The following is an 18,289-nucleotide window of genomic DNA, read 5'->3' as shown; positions in this document are numbered from 1 at the left end:
TATCCTTCCAAACCGATCTTGTACGCTTTCTAAACCAATTATTCAAGTTATCCATCACCATGAAACATTTAGCAATCCATCTAAAACTATTGGGCATGGCGGCGTTTTGGGGCGCATCTTGGCCGATGGGGCGGATGCTGGGACAGGCGCTGCCGCCTTTAACGGGCGGTATGCTGCGCTTTTTGACGGCGGCAATCTTGCTTTTGGGCTGGCTGTTTGCACGGTATCGGTTGCGTACTTTGGCAGTTTTGTCGCGCAAACAATGGCTTGGATTGGCACTGGCGGCGACATTCGGCGTATTTGGTTTTACCGTATTGTCTATGCTGGGTTTGCAGCGGATTCCTGCTTCAAGGGCGACAGTGTTGGTCACGTTCAATCCTGTGCTGACGATGTTTTTTGCGGCTTTGTTGTTTGGCGAGAAACTCAACGGCAAGATTGTGTCGGGCATGTTGTTGGCAGTGGCAGGCTCGATATGGGCGGTCACACATGGCGAGATTGCGGCGTTTTTGTCGGGCGGCGGCATAGGGTGGGGCGAAGTGCTGGTGTTTTGCAGCCTTTGCTGCTTGGTTACTTATACGATGATAGGCAGGGCGGTGTTGCGGGGGATTGATGCGCTGACTGTCACCGTGGCCACCGCTTGGCTGGGTGCAATGATGTTGCTGCCGCCTGCGTTGATTTCAGACGGCCTGCCGTTTGGTATGCTTGCCGAAATGGACGGCAGGGGCTGGTTTGCTTTGATTGGCCTGTCTGTCGGGGCAACGGTCTTGAGCTATGCGTGGTATTTTGAAGGCGTGAAGACTTTGGGCGCAGGCAGCGCAGCGGCGTACATTACTTTGGTGCCGGTATTCGGCATTTTGTGTTCCGCTTGGTTTTTGGGCGAAGCATTGCATGTTTCCTTGGTTGCCGGCTGTTTGGCGGCGGTGGTCGGATTGGCGTTGATGCAGTACGGAAGACGTGCCGTCTGAAATAGGAAATATGTTATATAATAATGAGACTAATCAAACCATTGTTTTAAACATGTCTGAACATTCCTCCCTGCTCGATTTCGACCGCGCCCATCTGCTCCATCCCTATACATCCATGACCGACCCGTTGCCTGTTTATCCGGTTCGCCGTGCGGAGGGCGTGCATATCGAATTGGCGGACGGCACGCGGCTGATTGACGGGATGTCGTCTTGGTGGTGTGCGATACACGGCTATAATCATCCTGTTTTGAATCAGGCGGTTGAGGCGCAGATTAAGCAAATGTCGCATGTGATGTTCGGCGGTTTGACGCACGAGCCGGCGGTGGAGCTGGGCAAGTTGTTGGTCGGGATTTTACCGCAGGGACTGGATCGTATTTTTTATGCAGATTCGGGTTCGGTTTCGGTGGAAGTCGCGCTGAAAATGGCGGTGCAATACCAGCAGGCGCGGGGTTTGACGGCGAAGCAGAATATTGCGACGGTGCGGCGTGGGTATCATGGCGATACTTGGAACGCGATGTCCGTTTGCGATCCGGAAACGGGGATGCACCATATTTTCGGCAGCGCGTTGCCGCAGCGTTATTTTGTCGATAATCCGAAAAGCCGTTTTGACGATGAATGGGACGAGGCGGATTTGCAGCCTGTCCGCGCCTTGTTTGAAGCGCATCATGCGGATATCGCCGCCTTTATTTTGGAACCGGTCGTGCAAGGTGCGGGCGGCATGTATTTTTATCATCCGCAGTATCTTCGCAGTTTGCGCGATTTGTGCGACGAATTTGATATCGTGTTGATTTTTGACGAAATTGCCACTGGATTCGGGCGCACGGGCAAGATGTTTGCCTGTGAACACGCGGGTGTTGTGCCGGATATTATGTGTATCGGCAAGGGTTTGAGCGGCGGCTATATGACGCTGGCGGCGGCAATCACTTCGCAAAAAGTCACCGAAACGATTTCGCGCGGCGAAGCGGGCGTGTTTATGCACGGCCCGACGTTTATGGCAAACCCGCTGGCGTGTGCCGTTGCCTGCGCTTCGGTCAAGCTGCTTTTGTCCCAAGATTGGCAGGCAAATATCCGCCGCATCGAAAGCATTCTAAAAGGCCGTTTGAAAGCCGCATGGGACATTCGCGGCGTGAAAGAGGTGCGCGTTTTGGGTACTATTGGGGTGATTGAGTTGGAAAAAGGCGTGGATATGGCGCGTTTTCAAGCGGACTGCGTGGCGCAGGGAATTTGGGTGCGTCCATTCGGCAGGCTGGTGTACCTCATGCCGCCCTACATTATTTCAGACGACCTCTTAACCGAACTTGCCGACAAAACCGTACGAATCTTGAAGGAACACAGCAAATGAAAGGCGTTTACTTCGTCAGCGGCATAGACACGGACATCGGCAAAACCGTCGCCACCGGCGTATTGGCAAAACAATTGTTGCAGCAGGGCAAAAGCGTGATCACGCAAAAGCCCGTGCAAACCGGTTGCCAAAACATCGCCGATGACATCGCCGTCCACCGCAAAATCATGGGCATACCCATGCAGGAAGCCGACAAACAAGGGCTGACCATGCCCGAAATCTTCAGCTATCCGGCTTCGCCCCACCTTGCTGCCCGACTGGACGGCAGGGATTTGGACTTGGAGAAAATCCGTACCGCCACGCAAGAATTGGTGGCGCAATACGAAATCGTGTTGGTTGAAGGTGCAGGCGGATTGATGGTGCCACTGACGGAAAATCTGTTAACCATTGATTATATTCAGCAACAGGCTTATCCCGTCATCCTCGTTACCAGCGGACGGCTCGGCAGCATCAACCACACCCTACTCAGCTTCGCCGCGCTCAAACAATACGGCATCCAGTTGCACAGCCTAATTTTCAACCATATTCACGATAGCAAAGATGAAACCATTGCCGGCGATACCTTGGAATATCTTAAAGGCTGTCTGAAAGATGAGTTTCCCGAAGCCCAATGGCAAGAGTTGGCCAAAACAGAGGTGTCAGATGGAGCTTGATATACCGCGCGGCACGCTTTGTTCACATGCCGAAGCTTCAAGTCTTTTGCCGTCTAAGGCCGGACATCTACTGACCGTTTCTTCGCTAACCGCCGCTTTACGCGCTTCTGGTAAGGATTTTTCAGTCGAGCCTGTGTATTTGGGTTTGACGAAGGGGGCGGACAATAGCGATGAAATCTTTGTGCGCGATGTTTTGCTCAAACTGGACGGTGAAACAGTGATACAAGCCAGAAGCGCGTGCCGGCCGGATAGCCGTCTATGGACAGAATTATTGGATTGCGGAACGCAGCCTTTGGGTGAGCGCCTGTTTGACGGTACATTGCCGTTGAAGCGTTCGGATTTTGAGTTTCTTCGTTTTGAAGATTCCGACCATCCATCTTTCAGACGGCCTGTTACCGCGCGCCGTTCGTATTTCGATTGGAACGGCGAAACATTGGAATTAACAGAATATTTCTTATTGAAATTAATAGATTTATACCGCTAAGGCCGTCTGAAAATAAAACCAATCACCGATGTTTGTCATAATTCTGTTATAATACAATAAATTAAATTGTTAAGATCTGTTTAATTTCAGACGGCAATAAATTATAATAAGAGCTAAGGCTCTAAAAAAGCCTTTTCTTTCGAATTGACATATAAACAACGACACATTACATCAATGAACATAAGGCGATTTTTCCTACAAATTCTACCGCGTTACGCTGTCGGGCGGATGGTGATATACGCCAAGCTGATGCGCGTCGACAAACCCATTGGTACACTGCTTTTGCTGTGGCCGACTTATTGGGCATTGTGGATTGCGTCTAAAGGCGTTCCCGACGCGGATATTTTTATTGCCTTTACCGCAGGCACATTTTTGATGCGCAGCGCAGGTTGCGTCGTGAATGACTTTGCCGACCGCAATTTTGACGGCGCAGTAGAGCGTACCAAAAACCGCCCGTTTGCCAAAGGTTTGGTTTCCAAAACCGAAGCTCTGCTTTTAACCGTCATGCTGTGTCTGATGGCGGCTTTGTGCTTGGTGCCGCTCAACCGTTTTACTTGGCTGATGAGCCTTCCGGCCTTGTTCTTGGCCGTCACATATCCCTTTACCAAACGCTTTTTCCCGTTGCCGCAGTTTTATTTGGGGCTGGCATTTTCGTTCGGCATTCCCATGGCCTTTGCCGCCGTACAAGACCGAGTGCCTCCCGAAGCATGGCTGATGTTTACCGCCAATGCCTTATGGACGCTGGCTTACGACACGATTTATGCCATGGCGGACAAAGAAGACGATTTGAAAATCGGCATTAAAACTTCGGCAATCACATTTGGCCATCACGACATTACGGCCTCTATGCTTTGCCATTTTTGGTTTACCGTATTGATGGCGGTGTTGGGTATTAAAATCGGCGCAACTTGGCCTTATTGGCTGGTATTGCCAGTAACCGTTTATTGGCAGTATCAGCAGTATGCCGCCATCCGTACGCGCGACCGCCAGTTGTGTTTCCAAACGTTTTTGGCCAACAACCGCATCGGTTTGGCGTGGTTTTGCGGATTGGTCTGCCATTATTTCTAGTTGTTTTTGGTTTCCAAACTGTTTTAAAAAACTAGGTTGAGGCCGTCTGAAAAAAGGGAAAAGGGGGATGCCGGACATACCCCTTTTCATTTGAAGTATAGTTTGGCTAGTGATAGGATTTTTATTTTAAATTCTATATAAACAAATAGTTGGATTATTTTTGGCTCGTTAAAAAATATCAAAAACAACATGGAAAATGTTAGCAGGGCGAGTGTAAATTACGCCTTCAGGATTGAGATTTGCACCGACAATCGGTACAATCCCATTGTTTTGCGACATTTAAAAGAGATACACATGAGCCTGATCGGCGAAATTTTACCTTTGTCCCATATCGTTTTGGATTTGGAAGTCAGCAGCAAAAAGCGTCTGTTTGAAGAGGCCGCACAGCTGCTGGAGAATGAAGCAGAATTACCGAATACCAACGTGTTCGACTGCCTGTTTGCCCGTGAAAAACTTGGTTCGACCGGTTTGGGGCAGGGGGTGGCGATTCCTCACGGCCGTCACGCATGCGTGAAAAAAGCCACCGGTGCTTTTATCCGCACCAAAGAGCCGGTTGCCTTTGATGCGCCCGACGGCAAACCCGTTTCCCTGATTTTCATCCTGCTTGTGCCTGAAAACGCTACCGGCGAACATTTGGAAGTCTTGTCCAAACTTGCCGGCAGATTCTCTCAAAAAGCCATCCGTGAAGCGTTGATGGCCGCTACTTCTGCCGAAGAAGTACGTACACTCCTGAGCGAAGAGTAATTCATGCCCAGCATATCTGTCCGCCGCCTGTTTTCCGACAATCAGCACAAACTCGAACTTGCTTGGGCTGCCGGTAATTCCGGCGCGGACAACCGTATCGGTGTCGAAGCCGATAAACCCGTCTTGGCCTTGGTCGGCCACTTAAACTTTATCCATCCCAACCAAATTCAAGTTGTCGGCGTAGCTGAGGCCGAATATTTGCGCCGCTTGGAAACGGGCGAACTCAACTATGATTTCGGCGAGCTTTTCGATATTCCCATGTCTTTGGTTATCGTCGCCAACGGCTTGCCGGTTTCGCCCAAATTGCGCGATTATTGCCATACCAACAGTATCCCCTTGCTGACTTCCAAGCAGGAAAGTCCGCACCTGATGGACGTTTTGCGGATTTATCTGCAACGTACATTGGCTACTTCCACCATCAAGCACGGCGTATTTTTGGATGTATTTGAAGTGGGCGTACTCATTACCGGACAATCCGGCTTGGGTAAGAGCGAATTGGCATTGGAGCTGATTTCGCGCGGCCACAGCCTGATTGCCGATGATGCGGTCGAACTTTTCCGTACCGGCCCGGAAATGCTGGAAGGCCGTTGTCCGCCTATGCTGCGTGATTTCCTCGAAGTACGCGGTTTGGGCATACTCAATATCCGCCATATTTTTGGCGAAACCTCTATCCGTCCGAAAAAAATCCTCCAGCTGATTATTAATTTGGTTCCGGCCGACGACGGATACATGAAACAACTCGATCGATTGAGCATCCGTACCGAAACAGCATCTATCCTCAACGTCAGCGTCCGTTCCGTTACCCTGCCTGTTGCAATCGGTCGAAACTTAGCAGTATTGGTTGAAGCTGCAGTGCGCAATTACATCCTTCAATTGCGCGGTAAAGACAGTACCAAAGAATTCCTCGAACGCCATCAAACACAACTCAAAGAAAACGAACAAAATCATGAAAATCGTCCTGATTAGCGGCCTATCCGGCTCAGGAAAATCCGTAGCCCTCAAACAACTCGAAGATTCAGGCTTTTATTGCGTTGATAATCTGCCTTTGGAAATGTTGCCTTCGTTGGTGTTGTACCATATTGAACGCGGCGAAGAAACCCAGCTTGGTGTCAGCGTTGATATTCGTTCCGGTATCAATATCCAAGAAGCTCAAGAGCAAATCCAATATTTGCGTGACGAAGGACATCAGGTCGAAGTCCTCTTTGTTGAAGCAGAAGAGGGCGTGTTGGTTCGCCGCTTCTCAGAAACCCGTCGCGGACATCCTTTGTCCGGTCAAAACCTGACTTTGTTGGAAAGCCTGCAAAAAGAACGCGAGTGGCTCTTCCCGCTTAGAGACATCGCATATTGCATCGATACGTCCAAAATGAACGCGCAGCAGCTGCGTTATGCTGTGCAACAGTGGCTCAACATTGAACGTGTCGGTTTGCTGGTCATTCTTGAATCCTTTGGTTTCAAATACGGCGTTCCCAACAATGCCGACTTTATGTTTGACATGCGCAGCCTGCCCAATCCGTATTACGATCCGGAATTACGCCCCTTTACCGGCATGGACAAGCCTATTCAAGATTATTTGGGCCAGCAGCCGTTGGCTCAAGAAATGGTTGATGACATCGACCATTTTATTAGCCGCTGGCTGCCGCGCCTGCAACAAGAGAGCCGCAGTTATGTAACGATTGCCATCGGTTGTACCGGCGGTCAGCACCGCTCCGTCTATGTTGTGGAAAAACTGGCCGAACGCCTTAAAGGCCGTTACGAACTACTTGTCCGCCACCGTCAGGCACAAAGCTTGGCAGGACGCTAACTTGCCGTTTCAGACGGCCTCAAAGGAAGAAACCATGAAAAAAATCAGTCTGACCGCATTATCCCTGCTTATCTTGACCGCCTGTGCAACAGAACCTGTCACTGCTTACCGTTGGCACCGTACCGGCGCGAGCGAAGCTGAAGTTTCCCGCCAAATCAATACCTGCAAATCACAAGGCAAACGTGGCGATACATCCAAAACGTTTGAGCAATGTATGGATGAAGCAGGTTATTACAGCTACGAGCATGGTAACCTCTAAATCCTGATTGACCGATTATCCAAATACCGAGGCCGTCTGAAAAACAATGATTTTTCAGACGGCCTCAGATACGAATAGAAAGAATAAAAAGACATGGCTATCCAATGGTTTCCCGGCCACATGAACAAGGCAAAAAAAGCCATTGCCGAACGCATTAAAAGCGTTGATATGGTGATTGAGATGCTGGACGCGCGTATGCCTGCTTCCAGCGAAAACCCTTTGCTTGCCCAGTTGTCCAAAGGTAAGCCCAAACTCAAAATCTTAAACAAGCAAGACCTTGCCGATCCCGAGCGCACTAAAGTTTGGCTCGAACACTACAACAGCCGCCAAGATACCCGCGCGATTGCGCTTGATTCTTCCGAAACTGGCGCGCATGGCAAAATTACCCAAGCCTGCCGCGCCATGATTCCGCATCGCCAAGGTATCGAGAAGCCGCTGCGTGTCCTGATTTGCGGTATTCCCAACGTCGGCAAATCCACCTTGATTAACGGCATGATTGGCAAAAAATCTGCCAAAACCGGTAATGAACCCGGTATTACCAAAGCCGAACAGCGCCTTTTTCTTGCCGACGATTTCTGGCTTTACGATACCCCCGGTATGTTGTGGCCGAAAATTATTGTTGAAGAAGGCGGCTACAACCTTGCGGCCGGCGGTGCAGTCGGACGCAACGCGCTGGACGAAGAAGAAGTGGCGCTTGAGCTTTTGGATTACCTCCGCCGCCATTATCTGGCCCTGTTGCAAGAGCGCTATCAAGCCGACAAAGATCCAAGCAGCCATTGGGACGATACTTCTTGGCTGGAGTGGATTGCCAAGAAACGCGGTGCGGTTTTGAGCGGCGGACGGGTCAACTACCAAAAGGCCGCTGAAAATATCCTGACCGATTTCCGCGAAGGCAAAATCGGCAGAATTACGCTGGAAACGCCAAACCAATGGGAAACTTGGCTGAAAAAAGCCAGACAGAAAGAGGCCGAACTTAAAGCCATTCGCGAAGCCAGAAAGGCGGAACGAAAAGGGCAACAGTCTTCTGCCGAGTAATATAAAAGGCCGTCTGAAATCTATTTTCAGACGGCCTTTTGTAGGAATAGACAATTTAGAGGGCGGTACGGCTGAAGCTGTCCAAGGTTTTATCGGTTTGGATTTGGTTGAACTGCATGATGGTTTTGTCGCCTTGCTTTTCGTCCAATTCGATTTTTCGTACCAGCGTATCGCCGTTGATTTCGATACGGTTGAAGATCTGACGGGTAATGGCGGTTTTCGGAGTTAAGGTCAACGTCCATTTTTTTTCGTTGCCGTTTAATTTCAAATCAAATTGTTTTTCCAAGCCTTGGGTATTGCCGCCCAAAAGGTCGAGGAAGAGTTTGATTTGGCGGCTTTGACCGTTGAGCTTGCTGGCGTTTGGGTTGACCCATTGGCTGCCGTTCCATTGCATGATGCCGTCTGAACGCACGCGCAGGGTGGTTTCAAATGGTTTTTGCATTTTCCAGAGCAGGCCTTTTTGTGGGACAAGGGTAAAGCTGCCGCTGGTGGTCATGGGTTTGCTGAGGGATTTGAGCTGGCGTTGTTGGACAAAATTGCCTTGTACGTTTTGCGGTTTTTGCAGGGTTTGTGCCAATTCGGCAGGGGAAAATGCCCACAAAGCCGGAGCGCTGATGAGGAGAGTAAGAGAAAGAATGGTTTTTTTCATTGTGTTTCCATAAGGTTTGAGGCCGTCTGAAAGTTCAGACGGCCTTTTATTGCTTTAATTATAAGGCTGACAAGGCCTGATTAAAGGTTGCGCTTGGACGCATCGCTTGCGCGGCTTTTTCAGGATTGGCTGCGTAGTAGCCGCCGATGTCGACCGCTTTGCCTTGTACGGCAGAGAGTTCTTCAACGATTTTGGCTTCGTCGGCAGTCAAAGCGGCTGCCAATGGCGCAAATGCGGCTTTCAGTTCGGCATCTTTGTCTTGCGCTGCCAATTCTTGCGCCCAGTAGAGGGTGAGGTAGAAATGGCTGCCGCGGTTGTCGAGTTCGCCTGCTTTGCGTTTAGGCGATTTGTCGTTCAACAGCAGTTTTTCGGTGGCGGCATCCAGTGTGTCGGCGAGGACTTGGGCTTTGGCGTTGCCGGTTTTTTGCGCCAGATGTTCAAACGATACGGCAAGCGCGAGGAATTCGCCCAAAGAGTCCCAACGTAGGTGGTTTTCTTCGAGGAATTGTTGGACGTGTTTCGGTGCGGAGCCGCCCGCGCCGGTTTCAAACATACCGCCGCCATTCATCAATGGAACGATAGACAGCATTTTCGCGCTGGTGCCGAGTTCCAAAATCGGGAACAGGTCGGTCAGATAATCGCGCAGGACGTTACCGGTTACGGAAATGGTGTCTTCGCCGTTTTTCAGACGACCCAAGCTGAACTTGGCGGCTTCTTCGGGGGCGAGAACGCGGATGTCGAGGCCGTCGGTATCCAGTTCGGCAAGGTAGGCTTTGACTTTGGCGAGCAGGCTTTTATCGTGCGGACGGTTTTCGTCGAGCCAGAACACGGCGGGCGTGTTGCTCAGACGGGCGCGGTTGACGGCGAGTTGTACCCAGTCTTTAACCGGAGCGTCTTTGGTTTGGCACATGCGCCAGATGTCGCCGGCTTCAACATCGTGTTGCATCAGGACATTACCTGCTGCATCAATGACTTGAACTTGGCCGTCGGCTTCGATTTCAAAAGTTTTGTTGTGTGAACCGTATTCTTCGGCGGCTTGCGCCATCAGACCGACGTTAGGAACGGTACCCATGGTTGTCGGGTCAAACGCGCCGTGTTCGCGGCAGAAATCGATGGTTGCTTGGTAAACGCCGGCGTAGCTGCTGTCAGGAATCACGGCTTTGGTGTCTTGCGCTTTGCCGTCTTTGTTCCACATACGGCCGGAATTGCGGATCATCGCGGGCATAGAAGCATCGACGATGACATCGCTAGGAACGTGCAGGTTGGTGATGCCTTTGTCGGAATCAACCATGGCTAAATCAGGGTTGGCGGCGTAAACGGCGGCGATTTCGGCTTCGACGGCGGCGCGGGTGTCCGCATCCAGTTTATCCAGATTGGCAAGCAGGTTGCCGAAGCCGTTGTTGACGTTGACACCTGCGGCAGCCAGTTTGTCGCCGAATTTTTCAAATACAGGCGCAAAGAACACTTTGACGGCGTGTCCGAAGATAATCGGGTCGGACACTTTCATCATGGTGGCTTTCATGTGCAGCGAGAACAATACGCCTTTTGCTTTCGCGTCTTTCACTTGTTCGGCAAGGAAGGCGAGCAAGGCTTTTTTGCTCATCACGGTCGCGTCGATGATTTCGCCGGCTTTCAGGGCAACAGGCTCGCGCAGCTCTTTTTTGTTGCCTTGTTTGTCGGTGAATACGATGGATACGGAAGTCGCTTCAGGTACGGTAACGGATTGTTCGTTATGGAAAAAGTCGCCGCTTTGCATGGTGGCAACGTGGGTTTTGGAGTCTTTCGTCCATGCGCCCATGCTGTGCGGATGTTTTTTCGCAAAGTTTTTCACTGCCTTAGGCGCGCGGCGGTCGGAGTTGCCTTCACGCAGGACAGGGTTTACCGCGCTGCCTTTGATGCGGTCGTAGCGTTCGCGTACGGTTTTTTCTTCATCGGTTTGAGGGTCGGCAGGATAGTCGGGAACGGCAAAGCCTTTAGACTGCAATTCTTTAATCGCGGCGGTCAGTTGCGGTACGGATGCGCTGATGTTCGGCAGTTTGATTACGTTTGCATCGGGTTGTTTCACCAGTTCGCCCAATTCGGCAAGCGCATCAGGTACGCGTTGCGCTTCGGTCAGGTATTCTGGAAACGCCGCCAAAATACGGCCGGAGAGAGAGATGTCGCTGGTTTTGACATCAATATCGGCGTGGCGGGTAAACGCCTGCACGATTGGCAACAGGGATTGGGTGGCCAATGCAGGAGCTTCGTCGGTGTAGGTATAGATAATGGTGGATTTAGTCATGGGATTATTCTCTATGTAGGTTAAGTTTTTCTTTTCAGGCACATCGCGAGATGAAACGTGCTAAGCCTATTATGGCATATTTCGGCGGATTTGGTTGTTGTTTTGATGTTATTGTTTTTTTAAGTTGCGGAAAAGAAAAAGGCCGTCTGAAAAGACGACCTAAATATTAAGGACTTATCCGATAATCAAAACGGCATTGCTGCCGCCGAAGGCAAATGACGAGCTGGCGGCAATGCGTTTTTCAGACGGCCAGCGGCTGTTTTCGTCGGTCAAAGCGATGTTGGGCAGCCCGGAATCAGGTACTTTGTCCCATTGTTGCGGCGGCAGTTTGCCTTCCGGATTGTATTGGCAGTTGGCCATCAACCAGGCAAACGCGGCTTCGATCGCACCGGCTGCGCCCAAGGTATGGCCGGTGGACGGCTTGGTTGAGGTGCAAAGGGTGTGGCTGCCAAATACTTCGGCAACGGCTCGGCTTTCCATGCTGTCGTTGTGTTGCGTTCCGGTGCCGTGCAGATTGATCCAGCCGATATCTTCCGCTTTCAAACCGGCTTTATCCAAAGCGGCCTGAAAGGATTGGGCTGCACCCAAACCGTCGGGGCGGGGCGAAGACATATGGTAGGCATCGCTGCTTGCACCATAGCCCAGCAACTGCATTTCGCCGTCAAAATCTGCATCGCGCGTCATTACGAAAAATGCGGCCGCTTCGCCGATATTGATGCCGTTGCGGTTGGCAGAAAAGGGCTTGGCGATGCCGTCTGAAAGCACCTCCAAAGAGGCAAAACCATTAATCGTCAGCGCCGAAAGCGTATCTGCGCCGCCGCAAATTACGGCATCACACAATCCGGCACGAAGCAGTCGGGCTGCGCTGATGAGGGCGCGTGCGCCGGAAGTGCAGGCGGTGGAGACGGTATAGCGCAAGCCGTCCAAACCGTAAACTTGGGCAATAAATTCGGAGGGCGAAGCCATGGTGTGTTGCAGCTGTTTGAACGGAACATCCGTCCATTCACCACCTTGGACAACGTGTTGGAACAAGGGGATATTTTCGTCTGCGCCACTGGTGGACGTACCGGTAACGACAGCGACCCTTTCTTTGCCGTAACGGGCAATGGCCGTCTGAATCAGCCCGTCTATTTGCGAAAGCGCGTGCAGGATAAGCTGGTTGTTGCGGCTGCGATGCGCTTCGGAGATGCTGTCGGGCAGAGGCATCAGGGTTTCTTTGACTGCACCGAAAGCATGCGTTTTGCCTTTTACCCATTGGTCTGAAAAAGTCAGGGGCGTGTTTTCAGACGGCCTAAGTAAGGCATCGGCATGAACTTGCAAGCCGCTGCCCAATGCGCTGGTCAGTGCCGGACGGCTGAGATAAACAGGAGTATTCATGAATTAGTCTTCTGCAATCGGGCTGACCGTCCAGAAAGTTTGGTCGGGGAAGCCGATAAGGAATTGTTCGGAATGGTGGGCGACACACCACAAATCACGCTCGCGATAGCTGAATACCGCGCCTTTGCCGTCTGGACAGAAGCCTTGATGGGCGGCATTTTGTTGACGGGCTTCAGGGTAAAGCGTGGCGGCGTGTTCGGCGGCCAAAAGCGGTAATAGGGCGGCAAACAGTCGGCGCGAACTGGCATTAGGCATCACAAAGCCGTCATTTTTCCAACCTTTGGTGCTGACTGATTGACGCGATACCGGCGCACCCAGTGCATCTGTTTGGACAAAGCGGATGCCGTCTGAATGAGGCTCGATTGCCAAGAGATTGGTTTGAACGGTTTGCCCCGCCGCATTGGTCTGCTCGAGTTTGAACCATTGGCCTTCTTTGGAAAGCGGCGGCAGCGTTTGCGGATGGGGGAGCGAGGTTGCGCATGCGGAAAGTAGCAGTGCAGCAAGCAAAGGAATAAATCGCATAAGGTTTTATCTATCGGTCAAAATATTTAATGGCGTGGATGAAGTTTCAGACGGCCTGTTCTGTTTTCGGGTTTGGCCGTCTGAAAGGCATTCGTCCTTATTCTACCTTCAAATCGCCCACCAATGCGGCAAGTGTGGACAAGCGTTGCTCGGATTTTTCCACGAATGGATTGTCCGTATCCCAAGCGTAGCCTGCCAGAATAGATGAAATCATGCGGCTGATTTCAGGGCTGCGGTTGGGCGCATAGATGGCGTTTTGGAAGCGGAAATCGTACCAACCGTTTACATAAGTGCGGAATGCGTTCACGCCGATCATCAGTTGGTCGGCAAATTCGGTTTGCCAATCTGCGGCTTCGCCTTTGAGTTGTTTGCCCAGTAAATCGGCAGCCAGTTTGGCAGAGTGCAAGGCAATGGTCACACCGGAGGAGAAGACGGGGTCGAGGAATTCGGCGGCGTTGCCTAAAAGGGCGAAGTGTTTGCCGTATAAGGTTTTTACGTTGGCGGAGTAGCCTTGGATAGAGCGGAATGGGAAGTCGTTTTCCCAAACGGCTTTATCTAAAATTTCCGCCAGCATCGGGCATTCGTACACAAATTTTTTCAACACGGCTTCTGATTCGCCGGCCAGTTTGTCGGGCGTGCCGACAACGCCGATGGAGCAGCGGTTGTCGCCGAAAGGAATCAGCCAAATCCAGACATCGCGATGTTCAGGATGCGTGTTGATCAGGATTTTGTTGCGGTCGAATTTCGGGCTGGTGATGTTGTCGTCGATATGCGTGAAGTGGGCTTGGCGCGGAGGCAGCTCGGACGGGCTTTCCAAGTCCAAAAGGCGGGGCAGGACGCGACCGTAACCGCTGGCATCTAAAACAAATTTGGCGGTCAGTTCATAGTTTTCACCTGTATCGGTCGCAACGCTCAAACGTGCCACATCGCCGCTGTTGTCAAACGCGGTTACGCCGTGTCCGAAGCGGACATCGACGCCTTGTTTTGCCGCTTCATCAATCAGGATTTTGTCGAAGATGCCACGGCGCACTTGATAAATGGTGCCGGGGCCGTCTGAAAATTTTTCAGTAAAGTTGAAATCTGTGTAACGGCTGCCCCATGAAAACGCAGCACCGTCTTTAAATTGAAAGCTGGGTTCGGCATGCACTGCATCGGCAAAACCGGCTTCTTCCAACATTTCCATGCAATGCGGCAACAGGCTTTCGCCGATGACAAAGCGCGGGAAATGTTGTTTTTCCAATACGCAAACTTTAAAGCCTTGTTTGTTCAGCAAAGCGGAAGCAACCGAACCTGAAGGGCCTGCGCCGATAACGGCAACGTCAAATTCTACAGACATTTGAAAATACCTTTGATTTTAATGATAAAAAAATGTTTAAACTAGCGTCTGAAGTTTTTCAGACGGCCTCTTACAACGTGACGATAGAAGTCGAAACAAAATATCGCTTCAATTTCAATCGTCTTCATCTTTTATCTAATTTTTCAACAATGTGCCTGCCAGCCAAATATTGAATGCCACGCCGATGGTAACCGTCATGCCGAACGCGGCAACGGCGGGTGTGCTGCTGATGGCGAGCAGGGCAAAGGAAATGGCTGTCGTCGCGGCGGCAAGCAACATGCCGCCTAATTTTGCCGGGGCGCTGTGGTGTGCAGTAGCGGCATAAACGGCATAGTCCACGCCGATGGCGGACACTAAAAGCAGGCCGAACATGGCAAACAGGCTGACGGGAATGCCTGCCAAACCGAGTACGGCAACGGTGCAGATGGCCGCGGCCAGCGGCACGGCAAGGATTTTGCTACCGCGTTTGAAACCGAACATTTTCCACAAGAGCAGCCATGCCAACGCATAGGAAGCCAGTTTCAACCATGCGGCCTGATTGCGCGTGTGGTGGAAAAGCTCGTTTAAGTGGGCGCGTTTGTCTGCCCAGTGTACGCCGGAGACGTGTTGAGCTACGGCGCGTACGGCGGCTTCATCGGTCATGCCGTTCAAACGAACGACGGCAGCAAAACGGCCTGGTTCCACTTCGCCCAAATACAAGGAACGCCAAGCTTCTGCCAAATCGGTATTTAGGCCGTCTGAAAGCGACAATGGTTGCGTATCGGCGGCTTGCAGCAGGGCATTGCGCACGGTTTTGCGCGGAATACCGATTTCTGTGAGCGGTTTCCAGCTGTCAGGCAATTTGGTCAATTCACGCAGGCGGTTTTGCAGTTTTTGCTGTTCTGTTGTCGGCAGGATGAATTGGTCGGGCGATTGGATACCGGACAGTTTGCCTTGCGCGATTAAGGGCTGCAGTGTGCGGCCGAGTTCGGCGGTTTTCTTCAACAGGGCATCTTCGCTTTGTGCTTCGGCCACCAAATATTTGCCGCCAAAATCCGTGCCGCTCAACTGGCCAATTTGTTGTACTTCGGTCAACATCGCGGTCGGCATATTGACCCATTGGCGGATGTCGTCACGCCAGTCGCTGCGCCACAGTCCGACTGCCAGCAAAATTCCGCCTACGATTAACCAGCCGCGTTTGTGCAGGCGGTTTTTCAGACGGCCTGACAAGGAATAGAGCTTTTCGGTTAATGCAGTAAAAGGCACGGTTTTGGCTCGGTAGCGGCGAAACAGCGGCGGCAGCCATAAAACGGTGGCACCAAACGCGCCAAATAAAGCGAAGCCTGAAAATACCGCAGTTTGGCGTAATACAGGTAAAGGAGTGAACCACAGCAGTGCGTAGCCCAAGACGGTAATCGTCAGGCTGACGGCAAAACTCGGCAAGACATGTTTCATTGCCGATTCAGCCTGCCAAACGGTCTTTTCAGACGGCCCGAATACCGACGGAGCAAGCCAGTGCAACGGGAAATCCACCAACATACCCACCAGGCTGGTGCCGATGACGATGGTCAGGATATGCACTTCGCCGAAGGTTAATAACGCAACCGCCAATCCGGTCAACATACCGGCTGCCAGTGGCAAGGACAGCAAAAATACCCGGCCGCTGCGGAAGACCCACAATAGCAGCGCAAAGGTTAGCCCAAGCCCGACCATACTCATCAGTCGACTTTCTTTTTCTGCGGCTGCTTTGGATACGGCGGCGAACAATGCGCCACCTGCGCTTAAGGTTTCCGCGCCGTTTTCCGAAGCAATTTGACGGCTTTGCGCCATCAGCGGCAAGAGGGCATCGTTGCCGGAAAATTGATCGCCGCCGGCGAGCCGTCCGCGCAAGAATACCCAAGTTTTGCCTTTGTCTTCGGCAAACAGCATGCCGTTGTCCATGTCCCACTGCAAACGGCTTTGCGGATTGGCTTTGTCGGCAACAAAGCGTCCGAAGCCCAGCCAGTCTTGTTCTAAAGACAAAGGGGAGGGGGCAGCAAACGGATTGGCCACGGCTTCTGCACGCGCTTGAAAATAGGCTTGCGGCTGCTCAAACAGCAGGCGTATTTCGTCTTGCGGCAAAACCGCCAAGCTCAGCTTCTGCATATCCGCCCGTACTTTGTCCAAATTCGGCGTCATGCTGCTGTCGACTTGTTCAAATATGCCGCTTTTGCGCCATGCGTCGGCAATTTGTGAGGCCGTCTGAAAAGCGGTTTCGGCATCGGTACTGCCTGCAAGCAAAATGACTTGTGAATTGAGCTGCGCTTCTGCGGCTTTATCCGCGGCCGTCAGTAAGGCATCAGGTTGCTGCTCGCTTGGCAATAACGCGGTCAAATCGGTTTGGATACGCGCTTGTGAAGCAAAGGCATAAACCAAAAACAGAGTAAGAAACAGGATAAGGGTAGTATAGAGGCGGTTTAGGAGGCGAAGATTCATCGTTCAGACGGCCTTTTGCAAATGCTGCTGTTGGGGTGTGGAATAAGTAAAAGTGCAGTAAATTAAATCAGATTATTATTATTTTGTCAGTTGTTAGATAGTTTGCCGGTCGGTTAAATCATTGGGCTTGAGCGAACCGAAAAACTGCCATTGCAGGGCGATGGCTTTTCCCTTCCAAACGCAGGCAAGTGCCATCGTATCCGCCAAAATCACGCTTGTGCCGTGCCAATCGGTTTGCTTTCCAGCGCGTAAACCGACGAGTTGCCCTGAATCGAAAACATAGCCGACCGATTTCATGTCTGACGGGAAATCCAAATTCGCCGCTTTAATCAATGCTTCCTTGAAACACCACAATCGGTAAAACGTTTCAGACGGCCAGTTTGCCGTTTCCAAAAAGTCTTGTTCTTCCTGCGTGCAGACCAAAGACGACAGCTCTTTGAAATCACGCGGGCGGATAAATTCGATATCGACACCGGCTGTTAAGGGATGAGGCGCACACAATAAAGCGGCAAAGCCTTGGCTGTGGCTCAGCGATACAGTCGCTAAATCGGTTTGCTGTTTTAACGCGCGGCTGACTTGCCAGTCTTGACGCTGCGCCAGTTGCGGCGTGGCAGCCAAACGTTGGGAATCGGCTGCGTTTAGAGACGCATGGTCGTAGCAGGCGGCAAAAGACGGATCGGCCAGCAGGCAGTGAAGGGGTGTTGTATCCATAAAATAGAAAAATGCCAAACTTCATATTGAAGTCCGGCATTTTTGACATTGCTTAGTGGAAGCTGCCTTTCAAAACCACACGGCTGTTGAATGTAGCGATGTGGCATTCGTATTCGTTACCGCCTTTGGTTACTTTGTCAAAGTAGCTAACCAGATGAACGGATTTGGCTTTTTTACGAAGTGCAGTGCTTTGGAAGCGTTTAACCGCGCTCAGGAATGCGCGTTGGCAGGTTTCATCAGGAGTTTTGCCGACTGAGTTGGAGATTTGACGGGAAGTCAAAGTCGCGCCGGACGTACTGCCGTAGTGAACGCGGATGCTAGGATTCAAAGCGGATTTGGCTTCGGCAGAGTTCAAAGCCACATCGACTTTACACATATAGATATCGTTTTGACCTTTGCCATTGACTTTATGGCCTTCACCCATGCTGCGGCAGGCAGAACCGGCTGCAGTTGTTTTTTGAGTAGAAGTTTGAGAGGAGGAAGTAGATGGTTGGGAATTGCCGGATTGTGAGCAGGCGGCAAGCATCAGGGCGGATACGGCAACCAAAGCAGAAAAACGTAACATACGAACTCCTTTGTAATAATGGGCGTAGAAAAAGTTTACAGAA

At 51.4% G+C, this 18,289-nt stretch carries 18 protein-coding genes; 10 read left to right on the top strand and 8 right to left on the bottom strand.

Translation table 11 applies throughout. The features are described from left to right. The first annotated feature begins 59 nt into the window (after nt 1-59). From FAH66_RS05865 to ylqF, 10 genes are all read left to right on the top strand, one after another. Complete coding sequence (locus FAH66_RS05865; protein ID WP_137041002.1) at nt 60-965, top strand: DMT family transporter; 906 nt, start codon at nt 60-62, stop codon at nt 963-965. A gap of 52 nt (nt 966-1,017) precedes the next feature. After that, nucleotides 1,018-2,307 carry an adenosylmethionine--8-amino-7-oxononanoate transaminase gene (gene bioA, locus FAH66_RS05860; RefSeq protein ID WP_137041001.1) on the top strand — a complete coding sequence of 430 codons (1,290 nt, stop codon included), beginning with the start codon at nt 1,018-1,020 and terminating at the stop codon, nt 2,305-2,307. Continuing rightward, a complete protein-coding gene (bioD, locus tag FAH66_RS05855) occupies nt 2,304-2,960 on the top strand; it encodes a dethiobiotin synthase (RefSeq protein ID WP_137041000.1) in 657 nt (218 codons plus the stop codon). Before bioA ends, bioD begins: the two co-directional genes overlap by 4 nt. Further along, nucleotides 2,950-3,444: a chorismate--pyruvate lyase family protein gene (locus tag FAH66_RS05850; RefSeq protein WP_137040999.1), complete on the top strand. Its 495-nt coding sequence runs from the start codon at nt 2,950-2,952 to the stop codon at nt 3,442-3,444. The genes bioD and FAH66_RS05850 overlap by 11 nt, the downstream gene beginning before the upstream one ends. A 228-nt stretch (nt 3,445-3,672) precedes the next feature. Then, nucleotides 3,673-4,512 carry a 4-hydroxybenzoate octaprenyltransferase gene (gene ubiA / locus FAH66_RS05845; RefSeq protein WP_372340633.1) on the top strand — a complete coding sequence of 280 codons (840 nt, stop codon included), beginning with the start codon at nt 3,673-3,675 and terminating at the stop codon, nt 4,510-4,512. Between the two features lie 294 nt (nt 4,513-4,806). Next, nucleotides 4,807-5,256, top strand: a complete 450-nt coding sequence (gene ptsN, locus FAH66_RS05840; protein ID WP_003680500.1) for a PTS IIA-like nitrogen regulatory protein PtsN — start codon at nt 4,807-4,809, stop codon at nt 5,254-5,256. A gap of 3 nt (nt 5,257-5,259) precedes the next feature. Then, nucleotides 5,260-6,222, top strand: coding sequence for an HPr(Ser) kinase/phosphatase (hprK, locus tag FAH66_RS05835; RefSeq protein WP_003685274.1), 963 nt, complete (start codon nt 5,260-5,262; stop codon nt 6,220-6,222). Beyond that, nucleotides 6,203-7,057: an RNase adapter RapZ gene (rapZ, locus tag FAH66_RS05830; RefSeq protein WP_070748172.1), complete on the top strand. Its 855-nt coding sequence runs from the start codon at nt 6,203-6,205 to the stop codon at nt 7,055-7,057. The genes hprK and rapZ overlap by 20 nt, the downstream gene beginning before the upstream one ends. Before the next feature lie 34 nt (nt 7,058-7,091). Then, the gene (locus FAH66_RS05825) at nt 7,092-7,316 is read left to right on the top strand and encodes a protocatechuate 3,4-dioxygenase (protein ID WP_070748174.1); all 225 of its coding nucleotides are present in this window, start codon (nt 7,092-7,094) and stop codon (nt 7,314-7,316) included. A 93-nt stretch (nt 7,317-7,409) separates the two neighbouring features. Then, nucleotides 7,410-8,351, top strand: a complete 942-nt coding sequence (gene ylqF / locus FAH66_RS05820; protein WP_137040997.1) for a ribosome biogenesis GTPase YlqF — start codon at nt 7,410-7,412, stop codon at nt 8,349-8,351. A 55-nt stretch (nt 8,352-8,406) separates the two neighbouring features. On the opposite strand, the gene FAH66_RS05815 is transcribed toward ylqF, so the two are convergent. From FAH66_RS05815 to FAH66_RS05780, 8 genes are all read right to left on the bottom strand, one after another. After that, nucleotides 8,407-9,000: a LolA family protein gene (locus FAH66_RS05815; protein WP_003685091.1), complete on the bottom strand. Its 594-nt coding sequence runs from the start codon at nt 8,998-9,000 to the stop codon at nt 8,407-8,409. A 58-nt stretch (nt 9,001-9,058) separates the two neighbouring features. Further along, on the bottom strand, nt 9,059-11,281 hold the full coding sequence (locus FAH66_RS05810; RefSeq protein WP_137040996.1) for an NADP-dependent isocitrate dehydrogenase: 2,223 nt from the start codon (nt 11,279-11,281) through the stop codon (nt 9,059-9,061). A 174-nt stretch (nt 11,282-11,455) separates the two neighbouring features. Further along, nucleotides 11,456-12,658 carry a beta-ketoacyl-ACP synthase gene (locus FAH66_RS05805; RefSeq protein WP_137040995.1) on the bottom strand — a complete coding sequence of 401 codons (1,203 nt, stop codon included), beginning with the start codon at nt 12,656-12,658 and terminating at the stop codon, nt 11,456-11,458. A 3-nt stretch (nt 12,659-12,661) separates the two neighbouring features. Next, a complete protein-coding gene (locus FAH66_RS05800) occupies nt 12,662-13,180 on the bottom strand; it encodes a hypothetical protein (protein ID WP_137040994.1) in 519 nt (172 codons plus the stop codon). Nucleotides 13,181-13,277: 97 nt separating this feature from the next. Continuing rightward, nucleotides 13,278-14,516, bottom strand: coding sequence for an NAD(P)/FAD-dependent oxidoreductase (locus tag FAH66_RS05795; RefSeq protein WP_137040993.1), 1,239 nt, complete (start codon nt 14,514-14,516; stop codon nt 13,278-13,280). 135 nt (nt 14,517-14,651) lie between these two features. Continuing rightward, nucleotides 14,652-16,970: an MMPL family transporter gene (locus FAH66_RS05790; RefSeq protein WP_137040992.1), complete on the bottom strand. Its 2,319-nt coding sequence runs from the start codon at nt 16,968-16,970 to the stop codon at nt 14,652-14,654. A gap of 93 nt (nt 16,971-17,063) precedes the next feature. After that, a complete protein-coding gene (locus FAH66_RS05785; protein ID WP_137040991.1) occupies nt 17,064-17,681 on the bottom strand; it encodes a 4'-phosphopantetheinyl transferase family protein in 618 nt (205 codons plus the stop codon). A 52-nt stretch (nt 17,682-17,733) separates the two neighbouring features. Continuing rightward, the gene (locus FAH66_RS05780) at nt 17,734-18,246 is read right to left on the bottom strand and encodes a hypothetical protein (protein ID WP_003685285.1); all 513 of its coding nucleotides are present in this window, start codon (nt 18,244-18,246) and stop codon (nt 17,734-17,736) included. Nucleotides 18,247-18,289: the final 43 nt, after the last annotated feature.

The organism is Neisseria subflava (assembly GCF_005221305.1).
Taxonomy (GTDB): domain Bacteria; phylum Pseudomonadota; class Gammaproteobacteria; order Burkholderiales; family Neisseriaceae; genus Neisseria; species Neisseria subflava.
This window is presented reverse-complemented; position numbering and strand designations above follow the sequence as displayed.

What these genes read in the sequence shown, in the direction of transcription:
- FAH66_RS05865 (WP_137041002.1), top strand. Translation starts at nt 60, where the DNA reads ATGAAACATTTAGCAATCCATCTAAAACTATTGGGCATGGCGGCGTTT.
- bioA (WP_137041001.1), top strand. Translation starts at nt 1,018, where the DNA reads ATGTCTGAACATTCCTCCCTGCTCGATTTCGACCGCGCCCATCTGCTC.
- bioD (WP_137041000.1), top strand. Translation starts at nt 2,304, where the DNA reads ATGAAAGGCGTTTACTTCGTCAGCGGCATAGACACGGACATCGGCAAA.
- FAH66_RS05850 (WP_137040999.1), top strand. Translation starts at nt 2,950, where the DNA reads ATGGAGCTTGATATACCGCGCGGCACGCTTTGTTCACATGCCGAAGCT.
- ubiA (WP_372340633.1), top strand. Translation starts at nt 3,673, where the DNA reads ATGGTGATATACGCCAAGCTGATGCGCGTCGACAAACCCATTGGTACA.
- ptsN (WP_003680500.1), top strand. Translation starts at nt 4,807, where the DNA reads ATGAGCCTGATCGGCGAAATTTTACCTTTGTCCCATATCGTTTTGGAT.
- hprK (WP_003685274.1), top strand. Translation starts at nt 5,260, where the DNA reads ATGCCCAGCATATCTGTCCGCCGCCTGTTTTCCGACAATCAGCACAAA.
- rapZ (WP_070748172.1), top strand. Translation starts at nt 6,203, where the DNA reads ATGAAAATCGTCCTGATTAGCGGCCTATCCGGCTCAGGAAAATCCGTA.
- FAH66_RS05825 (WP_070748174.1), top strand. Translation starts at nt 7,092, where the DNA reads ATGAAAAAAATCAGTCTGACCGCATTATCCCTGCTTATCTTGACCGCC.
- ylqF (WP_137040997.1), top strand. Translation starts at nt 7,410, where the DNA reads ATGGCTATCCAATGGTTTCCCGGCCACATGAACAAGGCAAAAAAAGCC.
- FAH66_RS05815 (WP_003685091.1), bottom strand. Translation starts at nt 9,000, where the DNA reads ATGAAAAAAACCATTCTTTCTCTTACTCTCCTCATCAGCGCTCCGGCT.
- FAH66_RS05810 (WP_137040996.1), bottom strand. Translation starts at nt 11,281, where the DNA reads ATGACTAAATCCACCATTATCTATACCTACACCGACGAAGCTCCTGCA.
- FAH66_RS05805 (WP_137040995.1), bottom strand. Translation starts at nt 12,658, where the DNA reads ATGAATACTCCTGTTTATCTCAGCCGTCCGGCACTGACCAGCGCATTG.
- FAH66_RS05800 (WP_137040994.1), bottom strand. Translation starts at nt 13,180, where the DNA reads ATGCGATTTATTCCTTTGCTTGCTGCACTGCTACTTTCCGCATGCGCA.
- FAH66_RS05795 (WP_137040993.1), bottom strand. Translation starts at nt 14,516, where the DNA reads ATGTCTGTAGAATTTGACGTTGCCGTTATCGGCGCAGGCCCTTCAGGT.
- FAH66_RS05790 (WP_137040992.1), bottom strand. Translation starts at nt 16,970, where the DNA reads ATGAATCTTCGCCTCCTAAACCGCCTCTATACTACCCTTATCCTGTTT.
- FAH66_RS05785 (WP_137040991.1), bottom strand. Translation starts at nt 17,681, where the DNA reads ATGGATACAACACCCCTTCACTGCCTGCTGGCCGATCCGTCTTTTGCC.
- FAH66_RS05780 (WP_003685285.1), bottom strand. Translation starts at nt 18,246, where the DNA reads ATGTTACGTTTTTCTGCTTTGGTTGCCGTATCCGCCCTGATGCTTGCC.